The 22,263-nt window shown below is 64.5% G+C and carries 16 protein-coding genes and 1 tRNA gene; 13 read left to right on the top strand and 4 right to left on the bottom strand.

What is annotated here, in order from left to right:
* Positions 1-52 precede the first annotated feature (52 nt).
* The 3 genes from I2H31_RS10175 (at position 53) to I2H31_RS10165 (ending at position 4,835) form a co-directional block, all read left to right on the top strand.
* Positions 53-2,497, top strand: a complete 2,445-nt coding sequence (locus tag I2H31_RS10175; RefSeq protein ID WP_196292932.1) for a TonB-dependent receptor — start codon at positions 53-55, stop codon at positions 2,495-2,497.
* A gap of 56 nt (positions 2,498-2,553) precedes the next feature.
* Positions 2,554-2,961, top strand: a complete 408-nt coding sequence (locus I2H31_RS10170; protein ID WP_196292931.1) for a hypothetical protein — start codon at positions 2,554-2,556, stop codon at positions 2,959-2,961.
* A gap of 206 nt (positions 2,962-3,167) precedes the next feature.
* The gene (locus I2H31_RS10165) at positions 3,168-4,835 is read left to right on the top strand and encodes a T9SS type A sorting domain-containing protein (protein WP_196292930.1); all 1,668 of its coding nucleotides are present in this window, start codon (positions 3,168-3,170) and stop codon (positions 4,833-4,835) included.
* 150 nt (positions 4,836-4,985) lie between these two features.
* On the opposite strand, the gene I2H31_RS10160 is transcribed toward I2H31_RS10165, so the two are convergent.
* Both I2H31_RS10160 and I2H31_RS10155 read right to left on the bottom strand, forming a co-directional pair.
* Complete coding sequence (locus tag I2H31_RS10160) at positions 4,986-6,626, bottom strand: hypothetical protein (RefSeq protein ID WP_196292929.1); 1,641 nt, start codon at positions 6,624-6,626, stop codon at positions 4,986-4,988.
* A gap of 239 nt (positions 6,627-6,865) precedes the next feature.
* A tRNA-Phe gene (locus I2H31_RS10155) sits at positions 6,866-6,938 on the bottom strand.
* Positions 6,939-7,108: 170 nt separating this feature from the next.
* Here I2H31_RS10155 and I2H31_RS10150 point away from each other — a divergent pair.
* From I2H31_RS10150 to I2H31_RS10130, 5 genes are all read left to right on the top strand, one after another.
* The gene (locus tag I2H31_RS10150; RefSeq protein WP_196292928.1) at positions 7,109-8,509 is read left to right on the top strand and encodes a 4Fe-4S dicluster domain-containing protein; all 1,401 of its coding nucleotides are present in this window, start codon (positions 7,109-7,111) and stop codon (positions 8,507-8,509) included.
* Positions 8,510-8,698: 189 nt separating this feature from the next.
* Complete coding sequence (locus I2H31_RS10145; RefSeq protein WP_190927139.1) at positions 8,699-9,550, top strand: (Fe-S)-binding protein; 852 nt, start codon at positions 8,699-8,701, stop codon at positions 9,548-9,550.
* A 198-nt stretch (positions 9,551-9,748) separates the two neighbouring features.
* Positions 9,749-10,261: a hypothetical protein gene (locus I2H31_RS10140; RefSeq protein ID WP_196292927.1), complete on the top strand. Its 513-nt coding sequence runs from the start codon at positions 9,749-9,751 to the stop codon at positions 10,259-10,261.
* Positions 10,262-10,357: 96 nt separating this feature from the next.
* Complete coding sequence (locus I2H31_RS10135) at positions 10,358-12,280, top strand: OmpA family protein (RefSeq protein WP_230687661.1); 1,923 nt, start codon at positions 10,358-10,360, stop codon at positions 12,278-12,280.
* Positions 12,281-12,519: 239 nt separating this feature from the next.
* The gene (locus I2H31_RS10130) at positions 12,520-13,428 is read left to right on the top strand and encodes a DUF4476 domain-containing protein (protein ID WP_196292926.1); all 909 of its coding nucleotides are present in this window, start codon (positions 12,520-12,522) and stop codon (positions 13,426-13,428) included.
* A gap of 74 nt (positions 13,429-13,502) precedes the next feature.
* On the opposite strand, the gene I2H31_RS10125 is transcribed toward I2H31_RS10130, so the two are convergent.
* Positions 13,503-13,976 (bottom strand): DUF4293 family protein, encoded by a 474-nt coding sequence (locus I2H31_RS10125; RefSeq protein WP_196292925.1) that lies wholly within the window; start codon positions 13,974-13,976, stop codon positions 13,503-13,505.
* Between the two features lie 93 nt (positions 13,977-14,069).
* Between I2H31_RS10125 and I2H31_RS10120 the strand changes: the two genes are divergently transcribed.
* Complete coding sequence (locus I2H31_RS10120) at positions 14,070-15,275, top strand: thiolase family protein (protein WP_196292924.1); 1,206 nt, start codon at positions 14,070-14,072, stop codon at positions 15,273-15,275.
* A 124-nt stretch (positions 15,276-15,399) separates the two neighbouring features.
* Positions 15,400-16,845: a T9SS type A sorting domain-containing protein gene (locus I2H31_RS10115; protein WP_196292923.1), complete on the top strand. Its 1,446-nt coding sequence runs from the start codon at positions 15,400-15,402 to the stop codon at positions 16,843-16,845.
* A 74-nt stretch (positions 16,846-16,919) separates the two neighbouring features.
* On the opposite strand, the gene I2H31_RS10110 is transcribed toward I2H31_RS10115, so the two are convergent.
* Positions 16,920-17,426 carry a hypothetical protein gene (locus I2H31_RS10110; protein ID WP_196292922.1) on the bottom strand — a complete coding sequence of 169 codons (507 nt, stop codon included), beginning with the start codon at positions 17,424-17,426 and terminating at the stop codon, positions 16,920-16,922.
* A gap of 274 nt (positions 17,427-17,700) precedes the next feature.
* Between I2H31_RS10110 and I2H31_RS10105 the strand changes: the two genes are divergently transcribed.
* The 3 genes from I2H31_RS10105 to I2H31_RS25145 all read left to right on the top strand — a co-directional run bounded on the left by I2H31_RS10105 (position 17,701) and on the right by I2H31_RS25145 (position 22,262).
* Positions 17,701-21,312, top strand: a complete 3,612-nt coding sequence (locus I2H31_RS10105) for a T9SS type A sorting domain-containing protein (RefSeq protein ID WP_196292921.1) — start codon at positions 17,701-17,703, stop codon at positions 21,310-21,312.
* An 80-nt stretch (positions 21,313-21,392) separates the two neighbouring features.
* Entirely contained in the window at positions 21,393-21,602 is a 210-nt protein-coding gene (locus I2H31_RS10100; protein WP_196292920.1) for a PID-CTERM protein-sorting domain-containing protein, read from the top strand.
* A gap of 312 nt (positions 21,603-21,914) precedes the next feature.
* Complete coding sequence (locus tag I2H31_RS25145; protein WP_196292919.1) at positions 21,915-22,262, top strand: T9SS type A sorting domain-containing protein; 348 nt, start codon at positions 21,915-21,917, stop codon at positions 22,260-22,262.
* The last annotated feature ends 1 nt before the right edge of the window (position 22,263 follow it).

Genomic DNA, 22,263 nt, shown 5'->3' with positions numbered 1-22,263 from the left:
GCAGGCAACAGTTTCGAGCTAAACATTTGGGGCGCTTGCTACTTCCCTCTGCATGCGAATATGTACTCTGCTGCTTTACTCACTGATTTTTTCTCTCCCGGCCCTGGCCCAAAACCCCAGCACCGTGGCCGGCACCGTGCGCGACCGCGCTACCCAGGAGGCCCTGCCCGGCGTGAGCATCACCCTGGAAGGCACCGATTTCGGCACCGCCACCGACGCCGAGGGCCGCTACCGCCTCACGGGCGTGCCGGCCGGCGCCTACAACCTGCGCGCCACCTTCGTGGGCTACGACCCGCTGGTGCGCTCCAACATCGCCCTGAGCAGCGGCAACGTGAACACCCTCAACCTGGAGCTGAACACCGTACCTCAGAACCTGGGTGAAGTGACCGTGACGGCCAGCCGCGCCATTCGGGTGGCCACGGCCGAAACGCCCTTGAGCGTGCAGCGCCTCACTACCGAGGAAATCAAGAGCAACCCGGGCGGAAACTTCGACATTTCCAGGGTGGTGCAGAGCTTGCCCGGCGTGGGCGGCGGGGGCAGCGGCGGCACGGCTGGCTTCCGCAACGACATCATCATCCGGGGCGGCGCGCCGAACGAAAACGTGTATTACCTCGACGGCATCGAAGTGCCGGTCATCAACCATTTTCCCACGCAGGGCAGTGCCGGCGGCCCGGCCGGCATCCTCAACGTGAGCTTTATTGAGGACGTGACGCTGAGTTCTTCGGCCTTCCAGGCGCGCTACGATAACGCCCTGAGCTCGGTGCTGCAGTTCCGGCAGCGCGACGGCAACTCCGAGCGCATCCAGGGCAACCTGCGCACCTCAGGCACGGAGGTGGCGGCCACGCTGGAAGGGCCTTTGGCTTCGAACACCACGTTTCTGGCCTCGGCCCGGCGCTCGTATTTGCAGCTGCTGTTCAAGCTGATTGACTTGCCCATCCGACCGGATTTTTACGACTTTCAGTTCAAAACCACCACCAAGCTTTCGGAGAAAACCACGCTCACCAGCCTCGGGCTAGGCGCCATCGACCACTTCGAAATCGTGGCGCCCAAGAAAAGCTCGCCCTCGAAAGAATATGTGTTGCGCTCCAACCCCACCATCGACCAGTGGAACTACACCGTGGGCCTGAACCTGCGCCATCTGGTGGAAAACGGCTTCGTGAACGTGGCCCTGAGCCGCACCCAGCAGCACAGCGCCGCCGATGCCTTCGAGTACGGCTACACCGGCGACGAAAGCCGCCGCAAGCTGGGCGCCCGCAGCGGCGAAACCGAAAACAAGCTGCGCGCCGACGTGAACAAGCGCGTGGGCCGCTGGCAATACAGCTACGGCGGGGTGCTCCAGGTGCAGCACTACGACAACGACCTCACCCAGCGCCTGCGCTCCGAAGTGCGCGACGCTGGCGGTCAGCTCGTGAGCCCGGCCGTGACGGTGCGCTTCAAAACCGACCTCGACCTGGTGCGCTTCGGGGGCTTTGTGCAAGCCACGCGCACCTACGGCGCCAGCAGCCGCCTCACCGTGTCGGCCGGCCTGCGCACCGACGGCACCACGGCCCTCACCGAAGGCTACCGGCTCGACCGCACGCTTTCGCCGCGCGCCGCGCTGAGCTACGCCCTGTTGCCCACCCTGAACCTGAACGCCTCGCTGGGCCGCTACTTTAAAATCCCGCCCAGCACCATCCTGGGCTACCGCGCCCCCAATGGCGCCCGGGTGAACTCCGACGGCCGCTATATCCGCTCCGACCACGCCGTGGCTGGCTTGGAATGGCTGCCCGGCAAGGCCACCCGCTTCACGCTGGAAGGCTTTTACAAGAAGTACGACTACTACCCCGTGTCCGTCCGCGACGGCATCAGCCTGGCCAACCTGGGCGGCGATTTCAACGCCATCGGCAACGAGGCCGTGACGAGCACCGGCCAGGGCCGGGCCTACGGCGCCGAAGCCTTTTTTCAGCAGAAGCTCAGCGGCAAGCTCTTCGCCATTGTGTCGCTCACGGGTTTCCGCTCCGAGTTTTCGGGGCTGGACGGCGTGTACAAGCCCACGGCCTGGGACACCCGCTTCCTGGGCTCGGCGCTGCTGGGCTACCAGCTGGGCCGCGGCTGGGAGCTGGGCGCCAAGTACCGCGTGGGTGGCGGCGCGCCCTACACGCCTTACGACGAAGCCGCCAGCCGCGCCAGCTACCAGGCCGTGGGCACGGGCATTCTCGACTACAGCCAGCTCAACACCCGCCGCCTGAGCGGCTTCCAGCAGCTCGACCTGCGCCTCGACAAAAAAGTAAGCCTGCGCCGCCTGAGCTTTGATTTCTACGTGGACGTGCAGAACGCCCTGCTCGCCAAGCCCGTCTCGGTGCCCACCTACACCTTCGACCGCCTGCCCGATAACTCCGGCTACGTCACCACCGACGGCCAGCCCCTGCGTTCGGATGGCAGCAACGCCGTGCCTATTCTGCTGGCCGACGACGACGCGCTGGTGGTGCCCACCATCGGCTTCATCGTAGAGTTTTAGGGTCACCACGGAGGTTTTCGAAACGGTCATGCAGAGCGCAACGAAGCATCTCGCGTGTGGTAGTAAGTCAATTGTTCAATGAAGCGAGCGAGATTCTCACGCGCCTACTGCGCCTCAACCACGAGCGCGCCCGCGAGGAACTGGCGGGCCACATCCGCTACCTGCGCCCCGCGTACCAGGCGAAAGGGAATAAGGAACAGGGGGTAGGGAATACGGGCGCGCAGGCCACCATCGACCTAGCCTTATCCCCTGCGCCCACCTCCTCTATCCCCTTCCCCACCGAGCTGGCCCAGCAGATGCAGGCCCTGCGCGACGCCGTGGCCCAAGCCGGACAGCCCATAACGGCCACGCAGGTAGCCGCCGGCTTCAAGCGCCTCAAACCCGAAAAGGTGGAGTCGCTGCTGGCCACCTTGGTTGCCCTGAGCCTGGTACGGCAGACGCCGGAAAGCACTTACGCAGCTTGAGCTGTTTGAATATTAGCGCCTTAAAGCATATGGCCAACGCCCCAACGAAGCATTTCATAGGGTGTTTTTGAGTGAGCACCCCCACGCGAGCACCCGAAGTACCTGGCCTTCGGCTCGGCATGACGTTCTTTCGGCAACCGTCGCTTCGAAAAGATGGGTTGTTGGTTGTTCGGCGGGCCTCTGTTTCTCCTTATTCTTAATTCTCTATGCCGATTTCTACTTTTTTCTTTTTCCGGTTCATCGCGCTGGTTTTGCTGGCCGGCTTGGGTGTCAGCGGGCGCGCCGGGGCCCAAACGGCGCCCAACTGGGCCGGTGCCCGTGCCCTGGGCGCCGGTACTCAGTTCCTCGCCGAAGGGGCCGTAGATGCCGCCGGCAACTTTTACGAAGTTGGCCGCTTTACTGGCTCCACCGTCGTGGATGGCGTGCCGCTCGTGAGCCGGGGCAACTACGACGCTTTTTTGGCGAAGTACACGCCGACGGGTACTTTGGCCTGGGTGCGCCAAATTGGTGGCTCCGCCTATGAGGATGCCATTGACGTTGCGGTAGATGCTGCGGGCAATGCCTACGTGGCCGGAGAATTCTCCGGCAGCGTCGATTTTGGCGGCGTGGTGCTGAGCACCGGCTCTGCCTTTTCCACGCAGGGATTTGTGGCGCGCTATTCCCCCCAAGGCACCGCCCTTTGGGTTAAGGCGTGCTATTCGACGGGGCTGGCCCCCAATCCGGCCACCAGCGTTAGCGTGGATGCCGCCGGGCAGGTATACCTCACGGGCAATTATCAGGGCGTGATGACGGTGGGGTCGGCGTCGCTGCCCTTTTCGCCCGACATGGGCGTCTACGTAGCCCAGCTTTCGGGGGCCACGGGGGCCGAGCAATGGCTGCAGCCCGCCTGCCGCTATACCTCCGCACAGGGCAATGGCTTCCGTCGCCCCCAACTGGCCACCGGCCCCGCCGGCGACACGTACCTGTTGGTTTCTTTTTCCGCGCCTCTGGCCGTGGGCAGCACTGCCTACGCCAGTAGCGGCTTCTTCGATGACCTCATCATCCGGATTTCTGCCCAGGGCACGCCACAATGGGCGCAACAGTATGGCGGCATCGGCGACGACTGGCTGAGCGAGGCCGCGGTGGACGGGGCCGGCAATCTCTACGTCAGCGGCGACTACAACCGGCCTCTCAGCTTTGGCAGCATTGCTATTACCTCGTCGGGCAACCTCCACGCTTACCTAGCCAAGTACTCACCGGCCGGCGTGGCGCTCTGGGCCCAGGTAGGCACCGGCACTTCCGGCACCGACTCGGCGGTGGGCCTGGCCGTGGACGCGGCCGGTAATGCCTACCTCACGGGCGGTTTCACAAACCAAGCCGCCTATGGGTCTTTCACGCTCACCAACACCGCCAACGGCAACCTGCCCACTGTTTCGGTGGTGGCGTTTTCGCCGCAGGGACAGGTGCGGTGGGCGCAGCAGGCGCAGGGCAGCGGCAGTTCTAGCGGCCGCTACATTGGCCTCGATGCCGGCGGCAACCTGTACTTGCTGGGCGGCGCGACGGGCAATGTTGCCCTTGGTGCTTACGCCCTCAACGTCGGCAATGGTTACGAAACCTTTGCGGCTCGCCTAAGCACGGTGCTATCGGTGCGGGCCGCTGCCAGCCTTTCTCCGCTGCGCTTTTACCCCAACCCCGCCACCAATTTGGTACACCTGCCCAGCCTGCCCGTGGGAACCCGCGTGCTACTGCTGGACGCCCAAGGCCGCGTGGCGCGTGAAACCACCGTTTCCGCCGCGGCCGAGGTGCCGGTGCTGGGCTTAGCCCCGGGCCTCTACACGCTGCGCGCCACCGACACGTTGGGCCGGCAGTACACGGCCCGGGTGGTGGTAGAGTAACCTCTGCTCTAAGTCGAAATTTTGCAGCGCCTCGTGCGCCAAACGGCAGCAGGGCTGTGCACCACTTAATCTTTCTGCCTCGCCCAGTTTCAAAGCCCCAAGCCAGCGCACCTGCCACGTCGCGAGCTGTGCTGGCCGGCTAGGACCTGGCTATGCGCCGGCCGAGGGCAGTGGGTTTGCTTCGGCATCGCGCAGGGCGAGGTCCCCGACGCTAATGGTGTGCCCGCTCAGGGCCAACCGCAACGCCTTGGAAAGCACCCAGCCGTTCCAGTACTGGGTGTGAGCATACACGGGCGTGAAGGCGTCCGGGTCGGGGCAGTTCAGCACGGGCGGCGTGCCGGCGGCACGGGAAGCAGGCGAATCGAAATAGTCGAGCGCGCCGCTGATGATATCGGCCGTCGAATGCAGGTTCACCCACTGCACGGCGCGGCGCGCGGCGGCGTCCCACACCAGCGGCTGGCGCGAAGAGTCCAGCGCCGTGTAGATGGCCGTTTTCTGGCTTTTGGCATGAAACAGAAACGTTGTTTTATCGAGCGGCGAGCCATAAGTAACCAACGCCCCGGTGCGTGCCGGCACACGCAAGCCGCCGCCCGCTGCCTCATCGGCCAGGAGTATAGCATTCAGGGCGTCATAAGCCACCAGCGAGCCCAGCGAATGGGCAGCCATCACCACGCGCTGGTAGTAGAAAGGCCCAGCCGCGCCCTCAACTCGGGCGCCATACACCGCTTCTACCGTGCGCTGGGCCAGCCGCCGAATGCGGGTTCGGATGGTGTAGTATTTATCCACCTTATAGGCATCGGTGTAGATGGCCACGTCGCCCAGGTATTGCACCAAAAAGCCCCGGCACCACCAGCTTACTGTTACGGCTGCCGCCCACACCAGCACCACCCACACCGAACGCCCGCTCAGCCACGGCTCGTGCGTGTCCGGCTGGGCCGCGGCGCGGTGCAGCGCCACGTAGCTCCAGCCCATAAACCCAGCCGAAGCCACTAGCAACAGGCACAGGAGGCCAAGGAAAACCCATGCCCACCGCACGGCCCCGGGCTGTTGCGTGGGCTTGCGTTGCTGTTTGTTGCAACGCCGGATGCTCAGGTACACGAATCCCCCCGCCACCAGCAGCACGGTGAGGCAGGTCGTTAGCCGGTTTATCAGCTCGGGCGGGGCCGTGCGGCTGGCATTGGTGCCGAATAAATTCTCGCCCAGCACCAGTGTCATTACGGTATTAATGAGCACCAGAGAAAGCACCAGCGCCAGCAGCCCGGCCAATTGCCAAAAGGTGTTGGGCTTCACGTCGAGGCTTTCTTCTTTGCCGAAAAGCCAGCGCGGAAACTGATTTCGGGCATAGCGCAGTCCCTGCACCCCCGCCGAGGTCAGAAACCGCACCACGTCCGTGAGGCCAATCATTCCCTCCGTGAGCGGGGCCCAGTACACTTCGTACACGTGCACGAATTGGCGCGCCGCGGGCTGGCCTTCTCTGCTAGGCACTTCCACTTCTATCTCGGCGCGTGGCAGAAGCGGGTCGCCTTTGCCGGGTCGGTCGGGGTCGGCGAACTGCACGTACCGCACCACCGCTTTTTCGGCGCGGCTGTGGTGCAGGTTGTTCGCCGCTTCGGCCAGGGTTTCGTGCCGCACCTGCTGCCCCATGCCGTGGCACAGCACCAGCGCCACCACCGGCAATTGGCCATTGGTCGCCCCTACCAGCTCCGGTACCGCAAGTGGCTTCAGGCTGTAAATCTGCGTAACGGCGCCGTTGACTTCGGCGCGATTCTGTTTTCCTTGGCTGGGTTTCATGGCAGGCGCGGTAGAAAACGAGCAAGCTGAATAAGCCTCGGCAACATATCAAATTTTTCCTATTTTTCCTATTCGCGGCTACCTTGGCCGCACCCGCGGCAGTTTTGGTGCATGAGGTGCGCTACTGGGCCGCCCGAACGCCAAATCCGAACTATTAGCAGGACTGATTGCAAGCCTGCCTTGAGCCCTTTCATAGCAAATAAAAAAGGCCCTTAGCAATATGCTGAGGGCCTTTTTTGTGGCAACAGTTGGAATCGAACCAACGACACCAGCATTTTCAGTGCTGTGCTCTACCAACTGAGCTATGTTGCCGTTTCCCCGCCGCAGCAAGCCGCTTTGGGGACCGCAAAGGTACGAAACCAAAACAATGGCGCAAGAAATTGAGTAAAAAAAGTATTGAGCTTCCAGCAATCCATCGAAAAGTGCTCGGCATGCCGACTATCTTGCGGCCGCAAACGTTCCCACCTCCTTACCTTTACCGCATGTTGCAATCCATCCTCTTCCTGCTGCTGCTGGTGGCCGCCTTCGGCTTGTTTGCCTGGCAAGTGCGAAAAATCTGGGCCAATATCCACGTCGGGCGCGAGCGCGACATGAGCGGCCACCCCGCCGAGCGGTTCCGCAAAACGCTGCTGGTGGCCTTCGGGCAGCAGAAAATGTTCAAGCGCCTCACCCCTGCCCTGCTGCACCTGGTGGTGTACGTGGGCTTTCTGGTGATTAACATCGAGGTGATTGAAATCGTCATCGACGGTTTGTTTGGCAACATCTTCGGCTTTCACCGCTCGCTCAAGTTCCTCGGCCCGGTCTACGACGTGCTGATGGCCACCAACGAAATCCTGGCCGCGCTGGTAATCATCGCCGTGGCCGCCTTCTGGTGGCGCCGCAACCGCACCAACCCCGTGAAGCGCTTCACCGGCGTGGAGCTGCGCGCCTGGCCCAAGCTCGATGCCAACGTCATTCTCTACATCGAAGTCATTCTGATGGTGGCCTTGTTCTTCATGAACACCGCCGACCTCAAAATGCACCAGATGCTGGGCGAGGAAATGCCCGGCACCTTCCCCGTCAGCAGCCTGCTGGTGGGCCTGCTCCCGTCCGATGCGGGCACGCTGCACGTGCTGGAGCGCATTGGCTGGTGGGCCCACATCACGGGCATCTTCATCTTTCTCAACTACCTGCCCAGCTCCAAGCACTTTCACATCATCATCTCGTTTCCGAACGTGTGGTACTCGCGCCTAGTGCCGCAGGGCCAGTTCTCGAACGTGGAAAGCATCACCCACGAGGTGAAGGCCATGATGGACCCCAGCTACGTGGTGCCGCCCGCCCCCACCGCGCCCGACGGCTCGACCCTGGCGCCCACCAGCTTCGGCGCCAAGGACGTGGAAGACCTGCCCTGGACCAACCTGATGAACGCCTACTCCTGCACGGAGTGTGGCCGCTGCACCTCGGTGTGTCCCGCCAACCTGACAGGCAAGCTGCTATCGCCGCGCAAAATCATCATGGACACGCGCGACCGGATGGAGGAGAAATACGAGTCGCCGCTCATTTTCCGCCCCAACCAGTACGGCCCCGAAGCCAAGCACGAGCCCGTGACCGACCTGATGGAAGCCACGCTGCTGCGCGGCAAGGTGACGCCCGAGGAGCTCTGGGCCTGCACCACCTGCAACGCCTGCGTGGAAAGCTGCCCCGTGAACATCAACCCGCTGGAAAGCATTATTGAGATGCGCCGCTTCCTGGTGCTGGAAGAATCGGCCGCGCCGAACTCGCTCAATGTCATGTTCTCCAACATTGAAAACAACGGCGCGCCGTGGGCCTTCTCGCCTTCCGACCGGTTCAACTGGGCCGATGACTTGTTTGCGGCCGAGAAGCCGGCGGTTACCGTCGCATAAATCGTCTGTCATGCTGACGAAGGAAGCACCTTATCACCGCTGCTTTCGTCTGGATTAACCACTCACAGCGGCGCGGACGTGATAAGGTCCTTCGCTGCGCTCAGGATGACAATCGTGTTGTCCATTCCTCCATCCATGTCTCCAACCACTCCCGCTGCCGGCGAAAAGCGCCAAATCACTGTTCCCGTCATGGCCGATTTGGCTGCCCGCAACGAGTCGCCCGAAATCCTGTTCTGGGTGGGCTGCGCCGGCGCATTCGATGACCGGTACAAGCGCGTGACCCGCGCCTTTGTGCGCATCCTCGACCACGTGGGCGTGAAGTACGCCGTGTTGGGCCTGGAAGAAAGCTGCACCGGCGACCCCGCCAAGCGCGCCGGCAACGAGTTCCTGTTTCAGATGCAGGCCATGCAGAACATCACGACGATGAACGGCTACGGCATCAAGAAAATCGTGACGGCCTGCCCGCACTGCTTCAACACCATCAAAAACGAGTACCCGGCGCTGGGCGGCGACTACGAAGTCATTCACCACAGCACCTACCTGCAGCAGCTCATCAACGAAGGCAAGGTAGGCGTGACGGGCGGCGAAAGCTTCAAGGGCCGCCGCATCACCTTCCACGACTCCTGCTACCTGGGCCGCGCCAACAACATCTACGAAGCCCCGCGCGAAGTGCTGGCTGCGCTGGACGCCGACCTGGTGGAGATGAAGCGCAGCCGCGCCAACGGCCTGTGCTGCGGCGCCGGCGGTGCTCAGATGTGGAAAGAGCCCGAGCCCGGCAAGAAAGACATCAACATCGAGCGCACCGAGGAAGCCCTGGCCACCCTCAGCGGCGCGGCCGCGGCCCTGCAAAACCTGGGCGGTGTGGAAACCGAAACCGACGCCCCCAGCCAGCACAGCCTGCAGGGCAGCATCATCGCGGTGTCGTGCCCCTTCTGCATGACCATGATGAGCGACGGCGTGAAAAACAAGGAGCAGGAAAACGCCGTGCAGGTGTTCGACCTGGCCGAGCTGGTGGCTTCGGCCGAGGGCATCAACGCCTGAGTCTGAACCGCGGATTTATCGGATTGAACGGATTGGTCGGATTTTGTGGCCGATGTTTGTATCATCGCGGCAAAGCCTCACATTTGAGGATGCAAAAGGCTCATATCAGCATTGATATCGACACTGATTGCTCCCCCCTGGCGCCCACGAAATCCGACTGATTCGTTCAATCCGATAAATCCGCGGTTCAGACCATATATGTACGTAGCCTTTGACCAGCTTCCGCCCACGGCCCGGGTATGGATTTACCAAGCCAGCCGGCCGTTTTCCGGGCCCGAAACGGTTTCGATTTTGCCCCATCTGGCGCGCTTCTCCGAAGAGTGGACCAGCCACGGCCGCAGCCTGTTGGCCTCGGCCGAAGTGCTGCATCAGCAATTTTTGGTGATTGGGCTGGACGAAGGCGTGGCCGGGGCCAGCGGTTGTTCCATCGATGCCTCGGTGCGCTTCGTGGCCCAGCTCGAAGACGTGCTCGGCGTGGAGCTGCTCGACAAGTCGTGGCTGGCCTTTATGCAGGACGGCGATATTTACTTATTGAAGCACAACGAGATAAAAGCCGCCGTGGCCGCCGGCACCGTAGCGCCCGACACGTTTTATTTCGATAACACGGTGGCCACAAAAGCGGAGCTGGACACGAACTGGCCCCGGCCGGCGGCCCAAACCTGGCTGGCGCGGTACTTTGGCCAGGAAGAAAAAAACCAGCGCCTTGCGTGAATCCTACCTAAACGTAGTATTATTGCTAACCCAAAAATGCCTAGTCGGGAAATCTTCCGGCTCCTTCTCCCTCACCACCCCTCCACCACACCACCTATGAGGAAACTAGTATTAATCTGCGTCGCGGCTGGTTCTACGGCGCTGCTAAACGGCTGTGCCGGCGGCGGCGCCATGAGCAAAGGCGACAAGTCGTTTGCCCGCGGCCAGTACGAACTGGCGATACCGCTCTACCAGGCCGACGTGGCCAAAGGTAAAAACGCGGCCATTTCGAACTTTCGCATCGGCGAGGCCTACCGCCTCTCGAACCGGGTGGAGATGGCCGAGCCCTTCTACAAGGCGGCCCTGGACGGTGGGGTGAAAAACGCCGACGCCGGCTTCCGCTACGCCGAGGCCCTGAAGGCCAACGGCAAGTACGACGAAGCCGCGGCTCAGTTCAGCACCTACGCCAGCAGCGGCGGCAACCGCACCCTGGCCGCCCGCGCCGAAGCCGAAGCCAAAAACGCCAGCGCCAGCAAAGAGGTGGCTGGCATGAAAAATAAGTATGACGTGATGCCGGTGGACGCCCTCAACTCGGCGGGCTCCGATTTTGGCGGCACGATGATGGGCCAGGGCGGGGACTTCGTGTTCACCTCCGGCCGCGAGGGCAAGAAGTACCTCGGCAACGGCGAGAACTTCCAGGACCTCTACGCCATCAAGTTCGACAACGCCGCGACCATGACCGGTGGCAGCGTGCGCAAGCTGGAAGGTCCCTTCAACACCGAAAACAAGCACGAGGCCAGCGCCACCTACACCCCCGACGGCAAGACGGTGGTGTTTGCGCGCTCGAACGACGGCAGCAAGAAAGGCTACCTGAGCGTCGACCTCTGGATTTCCTACAACAAAGCCGGCGTGTGGAGCGAGCCCGTGCTCGCCAACATCAACGACCGCTCGGCCGATGACTTCTCGCCGGCCTTCGCCCCCGACGGCACCACGCTTTACTTCGCCTCCAGCCGCAAAGGCGGCCAAGGCGGCAACGACCTCTACAAAGCCACCCTCGGCCCGAACGGCCGCTTCTCGCCCGCCGAAAACCTGGGCGAAAGCATCAACACCGCCGGCAACGAGAACTTCCCCGGCGTGGCGCCGGATGGCACGCTGTACTTCGCTTCGGATGGACGCGCCGGCCTGGGCAAGCTCGACTTGTTTATGGTGAAAAACGGCCAGGCCATGAACCTGGGCGCCGACGTGAACAGCACCGCCGATGACTTCGCGCCCGTGCCGATGACCAACGAGATGGGCTTATTCAGCTCGAACCGCGCCGGTGGCAAAGGCTCCGACGACGAGTACATGTACAAGAAGAAGCCGCTCAAGCTGGTTACTTTCTACGCCGACGGCACCGTGCTGGAGCGCGACGACAAAGCCAACACCACCCTGCCCGTGGCCGGCGCTACCGTGACGGTTCTCGGCCCCAACGGCCAGCCGCAGACCGTGACCAGCGACGCCGCCGGTAAATTCAGCGTGAAGCTGGACTCGGTGAGCAACTACTCCTTCCGCGCCGAGCGCGCCGGTGACTTCACCGCCCGCACCACCTTGAGCACCGTGGGCCGCAAGCCCAGCCAGGACGCCCTGCCCAACCTCACGAACGACATTCAGCTGCCGGTAACCCTGACGCTGAACAAAATCATCCTGGCCAAAGCCATCGAGGTTAAGGACATTTTCTACGATTACAACAAGTACAACATCCGTCCGGATGCTGCTATTCGCCTCGACACTCTGGTGCAGACGCTGGTGGACAACCCCAAAATCTCCATCGAGCTGAGCTCGCACACCGACTCGCGCGGCAAGGACGCTTACAACATGAAGCTCTCGCAGCAGCGTGCTGATGCCGCCGTGGCGTACATCGTGAGCAAAGGCATCGACAAGAGCCGTATCACGGCCAAAGGCTACGGCGAAACCCGCCCGGTAGTGAAAAACGCCAAGACCGAAGCCGAGTACCAGCGCAACCGCCGCACCGAATTCAAGGTGACGCGAATAGCGAAGTAACCTCAGCGTTTCGCTTGCTTGAAAAGCCCCCGCAGCTTCGGTTGCGGGGGCTTTTTTGTGTTAAAATGTAGGGTACGGGGCTTGCTCCCGCCCGTCGCTGAACGACTCGTTTATGGTTCGTTCAACGACGGGCGGGGGCAAGCCCCGCACCCTACTCAGTATTGCATCAAACATGGCACACCTTTTGAAAATAGCGAATTACCCGCCGACCGTATGGCGGAACCTTTTCTGCAAAAGCCATGAAAAAGCTCTTACTCCTCGCCATTGCCAGCTTCTTTTCGGCGGTGGCCCCCGCGCTGGCTTATCCGCCCGCGCCGGCCAACGTCAACTTCACTTCGGAGCGCGGCGTGCGGTTCGACTTGGTGCTGGATGGGCGCTTGCTGACGCGCGGCGGCGCCCGGCAGGTACACGTCGACCAGCTGGCGCCCGGCCAGCACTGGGCCGATTTTACGCTGCCCACCGGTTACGGACGGGCGGTGCGCTTCCGGAGCCGCGTGTGGCTGCAGCCGGGCCTGGAAACCTCGTTTGTGCTGATTGCCCGGCCCGGCCGGCCCCTCGATTTGCGGCAGGTGGGCGCGGTGGCGCTGTACGGGCCAGCCTACGGCGGCGGGCGCGGCTACGGTTATAACAACGGCTACAACGCTGCGCCCGGCTACGGCGGCAACGGCAGCTACAACAGCCCCACGCCCTATGACCCCAACGGTGGCTACGGCAACGGCAGCAACTACCCCAATGCCAACCCTAACGGATATGGCAACGACCCCAACGGTCCGGTAGGCGGCGGCTACAATAACGCCCCGGGCAACCCCAACTCCGGCGGCTATTACCCCGGCACGGCCACCAGCAGCCTGCGCGTGCTGCCTCCGCAGGACGTGGACGCCATCATGCAGTCGGTGAAGCAGCGGCCGTTTGAGGCCAGCAAGCTGAGCACGGCCAAAGAGGCGCTGGCTCAAACCAGCATTCAGGCCGATGATTTGAAGCGCTTGCTGCGCAGCTTCGAGTTTGAGGCTTCGCGGGTAGAGTTTGCCAAGTATGCCTACTCCCACGTGGTGGACCAGCAGAATTTCTACCACGTGTACGATGCCTTCGATTTCGACGCCAGCGTGGAGGAAGTGCAGCAGGCCGTTGGCACGGCGCCGCAACGCTAGGCTTTACGTTTTTATTAAATAAAAAAGGCCGCTGTGATAGTCACAGTGGCCTTTTTACTGGGTCTTTCGGTAGCTTACCGCAGGCGGTCCATGCTGCGCACGAGCTGCTCGTCGCGGCGGATGAAGCGGTTGGCCAGCAAATTCAGGAGCAGGGCCAGCGTGGGCAAGTAAAAGCCGGCCAGGAACTGGCCTTCGAGCTTGAGGTTGAGCAATTGCTCGCCTTTGTTGGAGAAGTAGAACATGGCGCCCAGCGTGGCCACGATGAGCAGCAGGTTGACGGAGCCCAGCAGCAGCTGCTTGCCGCGGGTTTTAAACTGAAAAATCTCGTAGACGGCCACGGCGGCCGAGGCGGCGGCCAGCGCGCCAATCAGCCACACGGGGCCGGTGCCGGCGGGCAATTCCAATCCTTTGGGCTGGAAGCCGAAAGCGGTGAGCGTGAGCTCCTGGTGGGTGAGGCCATCAATTTTGTGCCACAGCGGCAACGCCAACACGCTGAGCATGGCCAACGCCAGCAACAGCAAAAACACGCTTTGGATTCTTTGTATCATCTTTGTTGTAGTGTAGAAAGAGGCCCGGGCTTGTGCCGGGGCCACAAATTTAGTCCCATCCGGCGCTTGCGCCGCCATTGACACCTTCTGATAATGCCAACTGCATATGTCGTGGACGCGGTGCGTACCCCGATTGGAAAATTTGCGGGCGCGCTGAGCAGCGTCCGCCCCGACGATTTGGCCGCCCACGTGCTCCGCGAGCTCCTGCGCCGCAACCCCTCCGTTGACAAAGCCGCCGTGGAGGACGTCATCATCGGCGCCGCCAACCAGGCCGGGGAAGACAACCGCAACGTGGCCCGCATGGCGGCGCTGCTGGCCGGCCTGCCCATCACCGTGCCCGGCAACACCGTGAACCGCCTGTGCGCCTCCGGCCTGCAAAGCATCATGGACGCAGCCCGCGCCATCAAGTGCGGCGAGGGCGACGTGTACCTGGCCGGCGGGGCCGAGAGCATGACCCGCGCGCCGTTTGTGATGGCCAAGTCGGAGTCGGCCTTCGGGCGCGAGCTCACGGCCCACGACACCACGTTGGGCTGGCGCTTCGTGAACCCCAAACTGAGCAAGCTGCACTACCCCTTCGCCATGGGCCAGACGGCCGAGAACGTGGCCAAGCAGTACGGCATCACCCGCGAGGAACAGGACGCCTTTGCCTTCGAGAGCCAGCGCCGCTACGCCCGGGCGTTTGAGAAAGGCCGCTTCCGCAAGGAGATTGTGCCGGTGTTCATTCCGCAGCCCAAGGGCGACACGGCCTTGTTTGACGCCGACGAGCAGCCGCGCTTTTCTTCCCTGGAGAAGCTGGCCACGCTCAAGCCCGCTTTCCAGCCCGAGGGCGGCACGGTGACGGCCGGCAACTCGGCGGGCATCAACGACGGCGCCGCGGCGGTGCTGCTGGTGAACGAGGACGCCCTGCAACGCTACAACCTCAAGCCGCTGGCGCGGGTGGTGGCCTCGGCCGTGGCGGGCGTGGACCCCGCCGTGATGGGCCTGGGCCCTATTCCGGCCACCCAAAAGGTGTTGCAGCGAGCCGGCCTCACCATCAACGACATTGACCTGATTGAGCTCAACGAAGCCTTCGCGGCCCAGAGCATTGCCTGCATCCGCGAGCTGGGCCTGGACCCGGCCAAGGTGAACGTGAACGGCGGCAGCATTGCCCTGGGCCACCCGCTGGGCAGCTCGGGCGCTCGCATCACGGCCACGCTGCTGCACGAGATGCACCGCCGCGGCGAGGGCATGCGCTACGGCCTGGCCACCATGTGCGTGGGCGTGGGCCAGGGCGCCGCCGTCATTTACGAGAAGCTGTAGGTCGCCTAGATGCTAAAAGAATGGAAGCCCGTTCCGGCAAGTGCAATGCTTGTTGGGACGGGCTTCTGTCGTTGGCAAAATTGCTTACCTTGCATTACCTACCCACCTCTTTTCACCTTCCCGCATGGAACAATTTTTTACTTCCACCACGAATCGTTTCTCAAACTATAGACGCGGGGCGCTGCTGCTGGCATTGGTCGCAGTTGGGCCGGCGGCCTGGGGCCAGATTTTTGGGCCGGTAAGCCTTTACCCGACCGGCGCGGGCAGCCAGCCGGTTGGCGTGGCAATGGGCGACATGAATGGGGACGGCCGACCTGACATCGTAACGGCCAATTATGCGATTGGGACGGCGGGCGTCTTGTTGGGGCAAGCGGGCGGCAGCTTTGCCTCCGTCAGCACCTATTCCACCGGCGCGGGTGGGCGGCCCTGGAAAGTGGCCGTCGGGGATGTGAATGGGGACGGCGTGCTTGACATTGTCATGCCCAATATGATTCTGCGCAACGTGGGCGTGCTGCTGGGGCAACCCGGGGGTGGCTTCGGGCCGCTAAGCAGCTATTCGACGGGCCCAACGAGCCACCCCAACGACGTAGCCCTGGGGGATGTGAACGCCGATGGCCGCCTCGATATCGTGCTGGCCGATGACCTGACCGATGGGGTGGATGTGCTGCTGGGCCAAGCCGGCGGGGGCTTCGCCGCCGTGAGCACCTACACCACCGGGCCCGACAGCAACGCCAGTTGTGTGGCCTTGGGGGATGTGGACGACGACGGGCGACTGGACATCGTAGTCGGCAACAATAATAGCGGCGCGGCCGCAGTGCTACTGGCGCAGCCTGGCGGTGGTTTCTTCGCCGTTAGCCGCTATTCAATGGGGTCTATAGGGGGCGTGAAGGTACCCAACAGCATTGCTCTGGGTGATGTGAATGGCGACAACCGGAGCGACATCGTAGCCAGCATCATCAACATGGGCGAAACTGCCGTGCTACTGGGCCAGGCGGGCGGCAGCTTTGCTACCGTCAATACCTATCCGGCGGTGTCTGGTAGCTATCCCTTGGGCATCGCGCTGGGCGATGTAAACGGCGACGGCCGCCTCGACATTGTCCTGGCCCATAGTGGCAACGACGCTGCCTCAGTGCTCATGGGCCAGGCCGGCGGCAGCTTTGCGGCCCCCGTGCTTTATAGTACCGGCGCCGGCAGCGTGCCGCACGACATTGCCCTGGCGGATGTGAACGGCGACGGCCGCTTGGACATGATTACCGCCAACTCCGGCTCCAACACGGTAGGCGTCTTCCTCAACACCGGCACCTTCACCCCGCTGGCCACCACCCGCCCCACCGCCGCTGAGGTTTCCCTCGCCCCCAACCCCGCCCACGAGGCCTTCACGGTGCAGCTGCCGGCCAGCTTCCAGCCCACGCAAGCCGCGCTGCTGAACGCCCTGGGCCAGGTGGTGCGCCGCCCCGCCGCGGCCGGCGCCCACTTTCAAGTCGAGACGGCCGGGCTGACGCCGGGCGTGTACACGCTGCGCCTGTACAGCGGCGAGGCCGTGCTGGCCAAGCGCGTGGCGGTGCAGTAACAGAGTGCCTTGCCCAGATGAAAAAGCCCCTGTCGGATGTCCGGCAGGGGCTTTTTAATGGAGGTGGCGGGCAACTAGGCGGCCTTCGTGGCCGGGGCCGCCGCTTCCGGGGCTTGCAGCAGGCCCACCGGGAAGTAGGCGGCGGCGCGGGCTTCGTCGCGCGGGAACTGGGCGGCCACCAGCTTCACGGCGTCGGTGATGCGGTGGGTGAGGTCGTCGCGGTGGTGCTGGACCGCGGCGCGGGCCTTGGCAGTTTGCTGGTCGCCCTCGCCGGTGCCTTTGCGGCCGGCCAGGAAAGCGGCCGGGAAGCCGGTGTAGCGGGCGGCGTCGAAGTCGGCGCCCAGCGCGGCGGCGTGGGTGGTGGCGGCGTTGGCGGCGCGCTCCAGCAGCAGCTCGGCGGTGAGCAGGGTGGCCTGGGCGTGCTTCTGGCGGCCGTTGGGGGAAGGAGGCTTGCTGGATGGCGGGCGTTTGCTTGGTCTTGTAATTGAGCAGCGCCTTGTCTTCGTCGAGCTGGTGCTGCAAGTCGGCCAGGGCGCCTCCCAGCTGCTGGGCGGCGGTGCGGCGCTGGCTGGTGCCGGCATCGGCGGCCGCCTGCGCGCCGAACAGGGCGGTGTGGCGGGCGGTGAGGTGGGCGATGAGCGGGGTGAACACGCCCCCCCCTACCGCGGAGGAGCCGCGCCGGCACCAGCGCCTGGTGGGACCCGGCGGGGGAATCCCTGTTAACCGGGCGCTACCCAATTTTCTTGAAAATAAACATGTTCATGTCATACCATAAGGAAATTTAGCGGCCGACCTTTGCCGGGCCGCGCGGGTGTGCGGCATTTAGCATCCTTTATTTCATTCCTTTTATTTCGCATGAAGCATTTTTCCTCTTCGTCTGGTTGGGGAGCGCAGCTGCTGTCGGCTCTGACCAAGCTGCGCCTGCTGGCCTTGCTGCCGCTGCTGGCCCTGGCCACGAGTTGCGCCACCGTCACCACCGACACGCCCAGCAACATCACTTTTAACTCGGCCCGGCTGGGGGGCACCGCTACGGCCGGCTCCGGCTCTTATGTCCTCGAGCGGGGGGTGGTGTACAGCACCACCTCTGCAACCCCCGATTTGAATACCGGCTCGACGTTGGTACCAATGGCGGGTGCCGGTGATGGGCCGTTCTCGCAGGTAGTGACCGGCCTGCGACCCAACCAGCTGTACTACGTGCGGGCTTATGCCACTGCCAGCAACACCCAGACCAGCGGAAGCGGTGTGTACATTTACGGGCCTGCCGTACAGTTCACCACCGCCGACGGCCCGTATCTCGGCAGCCTGAGCCCCGGCAACGGCCCGGTGGGCACCAGCGTCACGCTCACGGGCAGTGGCCTGACGGGGGCTACCGGCGTGAGCTTCAACGGCACGGCCGCCACCACCTTTGCCGTGGTGAACGCTACCACCGTGACGGCCACCGTGCCCACCGGCGCCACCTCCGGCGATGTGACGGTGACCACGCCCCTGGGCACCAGCAACGGCATCGCCTTCGTGGTGGGGGCGGCTACCAACAACGCCCTGGCCTTCGATGGCCTCGACGACTTTGTAGCCCTGGGCTCACCTGCCAGCCTCAGCAACCTAGGCCTAAGCGGCGGCACTTTTGAAGCCTGGGTCAACGTCGGCTCGACTTCCCGAACCAACTCGGTGATTCGCAAAGACGGCGACTATTCGCTGACCATCTTCAGCGGCCAGCCCTACATCGAAGTCTGGCCTCAGGGCGTCGGCAACTCGGCCCACACCTATATGTACGGCACCACCAACCTGACGGCCGGCCGCTGGCACCACCTGGCCGCCACCTGGGACGGCACCAGCCTGCGCCTCTACCTGGACGGGGTGGACGTGTCGGGCACGCAAAACGCCGGGCCGGCCACAGCCAACAGCCAGTTGCAGCTGGGCCGCTCGGCCACCTACGGCCAGGTGCTGAATGGCCGCCTGGACGAGGTGCGCATCTACAACACCCCCCTGACCCTGGCACAGGTGCAAGCCGACATGCTGAGCGCCAGCGGCGCGGCGGCGGTACCGGCCAGCCAGAAGTACTACGCCAACTTCGACCAAGGCGTGGCCGGGGGCACCAACACGGGCCTGACGAGCCTGAGCGACCAGAGCGGCAATGGCACCACGGGCACGCTCACCAACTTTGCCCTGACGGGCACGGCCAGCAATTGGGTGCGCAGCTTCGCCACCATCACGGGCATCACGCCCGCCAGCGGCCCCGTGGGCACGGCCGTGACCATCACGGGCACCAACCTGACCGATGCCACGGGCTTCGCCTTCAATGGCACGGGCACCACCGGCTTCACCACGCCCGCTTCCGACCTGACGGCCACGGTGGCCGTGCCCACCGGCGCCGGCACCGGCCCGGCGAGTTTGAGCGCAGCCACCCTGCCCCGCTACAACGGCCCCGTCTTCACCGTGACGGCCACCACGGCCGTGACCTGGACCGGCGCCGTGAGCACCGACTGGGCCACGGCCGGCAACTGGAGCCCCGCCGTGGTGCCCACCACCGGCCTCGACGTGACCATTCCGGCCGCCCCCGCCAACCAGCCGGTGGTGAGCGGCGCCCAAGGCTCGCGCAACCTCACGGTGGCCGCCGGGGCCCGCCTCACGCTGGCCGCCAACGCCACGCTCGGCGTGGGCAGCTTGGGCAGCGGCACCACCAGCAACCTGCTGCTGGGCAGCGGCAGCACCTTCACCCAAGGCCCGGGCAGCGAAATCTACCTCACCGGCAACCTGACCAACAACGGGGCCACCTTCGCCCTGAACGCCACCAGCGAAATCGGCTTCGGCCTGTCGGTTGGCACCGTCCACTTGCTCAACGGCACGGCCGGCGTCACGTTCCAAACCCTGACCGTAGGCGAGCAGGGCTCGTTTGACAACCTCACCATGCAGGTGCCCGTGCAGGTGCGCCGCAAGCTGGGCGTGTACAACAACTCTACCACGAGCCAGGGCACCGGCGGCAGCCTCACGCTGCTGAGCGACGCCACGGGCACGGCCTTGGTAGAAAACGGCGCTAACAGCACCGTGGGAGGCACCGTAACGGTGCAGCGCTACATCGACCCCAGCCAGAACCCGAACCGGGGCTACCGCCACGTGTCGTCGCCCGTGAGCAACGCCACGGTGGCCAGCCTGGCCACGGCCGGCTTCGCGCCGGTGGTGAACCCGCAGTACAACACGGTGGGCAACACCGTGGCCCAGTTCCCCACGGTGTTCGGCTACGACCAGACCCGCCTGGCCACGGCCGCCACCCCAGCGTCCGCCTTCGACAAGGGCTGGTACTCGCCCGGCGCCCTCACCGACCCGCTGGCCGTGGGCAAGGGCTACACCGTGAACCTGGCCGCCAACCAGACCTGGAACTTCACCGGCGCGCTCACCAACGGTGACGTGAGCCAGACCCTGGCCCGCAACGCCGGGGCCACGGCCAACGACGCGGGCCTGCACCTGGTGGGCAACCCCTACCCCAGCCCCCTGGACTGGACCCTGGTCGACGCCACCGACCGCCCCAACGTGGACGGGACCATCTACGCCTTCGTCAGCGACGACCCGAGCAACCCCTACAGCGGCACCTACCGCTTCTTCGCCGGCACCTTCGGCAACCTCAGCCCCGTGCTGCCGGTGGGCCGCGGCTTCTTCGTGCGCGTCACGCAGGGGCAAACGTCGGGCACGCTCACCTTCAAGAATAGCCACCGCGTGACCACCTACTCCGCCTTCGCCCCCGTCTTCCAGCGCCCGGCCGACGCCCGCCCGGCCGCGCACTTGACCCTGCGCGCCGCCGCCGGCAGCGCCCCGGCCGACGACGCCTTCGTCTACTTTGACGGCGCCGCCACCGACGGCTTCGACGCCGCCTACGACGCCGAGAAGCTGGCCAACCCCTCGGGGCTGAACCTAAGCAGCAGCCTGTCGGCCGCCCAGCGCCTGTGCGTCAACGGCCTGGCCCCGCTCACCGCCACGCAACGCGTGGTGCCGCTGGCCGTGGGCGTGCCCGCGGCCGGCAGCTACACGCTGGCCGCTGCCGAGCTGCGGAACCTGAGCACGACGCCCGTGTACCTGCGCGACTTGCAGACCGGGGCGGTGGTGGACCTGGCCCAGCAGCCGAGCTATTCGTTCACGGTGAGCAACGCCGCGGCGCTCATCACCGGCCGCTTCGAACTGGTGTTCTCGCCGCAGGCCGTGCTGGCCACGGCCCCGGCCGCGCTCGCCGCCCAGGTGGGCCTCTACCCCAACCCCGCGTCCACGGCGGTGACGGTGGAGCTGCCGGCCACCCTGGGCCGCACGGCCGTAGCGGCCGAGCTGGTCGATGCGCTGGGCCGCGTGGCGCGCACGCTCACGCTGCCTGCCCAGGGCGCTACGGCGCACCGCCTCGACTTGGCCGAACTGGCCACTGGTGTTTACACGCTGCACCTGCGCACCAGCGCCGGCGTCATCGTCAAAAAGCTGGTGGTGCAGTAATCCTTTTATCGTTTCGGAGGCGCTCGGTTGCACCGAACGCCTCCGGGGCGGTTCACTTTCATCATTTCGTTCTTTAACTCATGTTCAAACCCTTCCTTCTTTGCGCAGCTCTGCTCGTGGCTGCCGGCACCGTGGCCCAGGCGCAGGGCCCCTCCACCGGCGGCCCCGCGCCGGGCACTCCCCCCGCGGCCACCGACGTACCCCTCGATGGCGGCGCGTCGCTGCTGCTGGCCTCGGGCCTGGTGTTTGGCCTGAAAAAGCTGCGCCAACGCCGCCAAGTGGCCCGCTAGTCAGCCGCTTCTGTGCCAGAGAAGCCCCCGTTGCCCTTGTGGCAGCGGGGGCTTTTTCGTGAGGCGAGCTTCGGGCTGCGGGGCCCGAAGCCTGGCCCACGGCGCACACTAGGCCGCGCGTATCTTGAGGCAGCCCGGCTGCTACTGGTGCGGGTAGTTCTTGTTTAGGTTGATGAAACGCTATGCTGCTCCGGCTATTTTCTTGAAAATCTGGCGGCTCGGGGTGCTGCTGGCGCGGCCGGGCCGGCGGCCCGGGTCCAAAGTTTTGGGCCCTACGTCAACTACGCCACGGGCAATACCCCGCCCTACGGCGTGGCCGTGGGAGACGTGGATGCCGACGGCCACCCGGATGTCGTGACCGGCGGCGTGGGCCTCCTGCTCAACACCGGCACCTACACCCTGCTGGCCGCCCGCCCCACGGCCGCCCCCAACATCTCCCTCGCCCCCAACCCCGCCCACGACGACTTTACCGTGCAACTGCCGGCCAACTCCGGCTCCACCAAAGCCGCATTGCTCAATGCCCTGGGCCAGGTGGTGCGCCGCCCAGCGGTGAGCGGGGCTGGCTTTCGCGTCGAAACCGCCGGGCTGGCCCCGGGCGTGTACTCCCTGCGCCTGCACAGCGGCGCGGGCCCCGTGGCCAAGCGCGTGGTGGTGGAGTAAG

Origin of the sequence: Hymenobacter ruricola (assembly GCF_015694525.1) — a bacterium.
GTDB lineage: Bacteria > Bacteroidota > Bacteroidia > Cytophagales > Hymenobacteraceae > Hymenobacter > Hymenobacter ruricola.
The sequence above is the reverse complement of the archived record's forward strand: the minus strand, read 5'-3'. Positions and strand labels throughout refer to the sequence as shown.

What these genes read in the sequence shown, in the direction of transcription:
- I2H31_RS10175 (WP_196292932.1), top strand. Translation starts at nt 53, where the DNA reads ATGCGAATATGTACTCTGCTGCTTTACTCACTGATTTTTTCTCTCCCG.
- I2H31_RS10165 (WP_196292930.1), top strand. Translation starts at nt 3,168, where the DNA reads ATGCCGATTTCTACTTTTTTCTTTTTCCGGTTCATCGCGCTGGTTTTG.
- I2H31_RS10160 (WP_196292929.1), bottom strand. Translation starts at nt 6,626, where the DNA reads ATGAAACCCAGCCAAGGAAAACAGAATCGCGCCGAAGTCAACGGCGCC.
- I2H31_RS10150 (WP_196292928.1), top strand. Translation starts at nt 7,109, where the DNA reads ATGTTGCAATCCATCCTCTTCCTGCTGCTGCTGGTGGCCGCCTTCGGC.
- I2H31_RS10145 (WP_190927139.1), top strand. Translation starts at nt 8,699, where the DNA reads ATGGCCGATTTGGCTGCCCGCAACGAGTCGCCCGAAATCCTGTTCTGG.
- I2H31_RS10140 (WP_196292927.1), top strand. Translation starts at nt 9,749, where the DNA reads ATGTACGTAGCCTTTGACCAGCTTCCGCCCACGGCCCGGGTATGGATT.
- I2H31_RS10135 (WP_230687661.1), top strand. Translation starts at nt 10,358, where the DNA reads ATGAGGAAACTAGTATTAATCTGCGTCGCGGCTGGTTCTACGGCGCTG.
- I2H31_RS10130 (WP_196292926.1), top strand. Translation starts at nt 12,520, where the DNA reads ATGAAAAAGCTCTTACTCCTCGCCATTGCCAGCTTCTTTTCGGCGGTG.
- I2H31_RS10125 (WP_196292925.1), bottom strand. Translation starts at nt 13,976, where the DNA reads ATGATACAAAGAATCCAAAGCGTGTTTTTGCTGTTGCTGGCGTTGGCC.
- I2H31_RS10120 (WP_196292924.1), top strand. Translation starts at nt 14,070, where the DNA reads ATGCCAACTGCATATGTCGTGGACGCGGTGCGTACCCCGATTGGAAAA.
- I2H31_RS10115 (WP_196292923.1), top strand. Translation starts at nt 15,400, where the DNA reads ATGGAACAATTTTTTACTTCCACCACGAATCGTTTCTCAAACTATAGA.
- I2H31_RS10110 (WP_196292922.1), bottom strand. Translation starts at nt 17,426, where the DNA reads ATGCCGGCACCAGCCAGCGCCGCACCGCCGCCCAGCAGCTGGGAGGCG.
- I2H31_RS10105 (WP_196292921.1), top strand. Translation starts at nt 17,701, where the DNA reads ATGAAGCATTTTTCCTCTTCGTCTGGTTGGGGAGCGCAGCTGCTGTCG.
- I2H31_RS10100 (WP_196292920.1), top strand. Translation starts at nt 21,393, where the DNA reads ATGTTCAAACCCTTCCTTCTTTGCGCAGCTCTGCTCGTGGCTGCCGGC.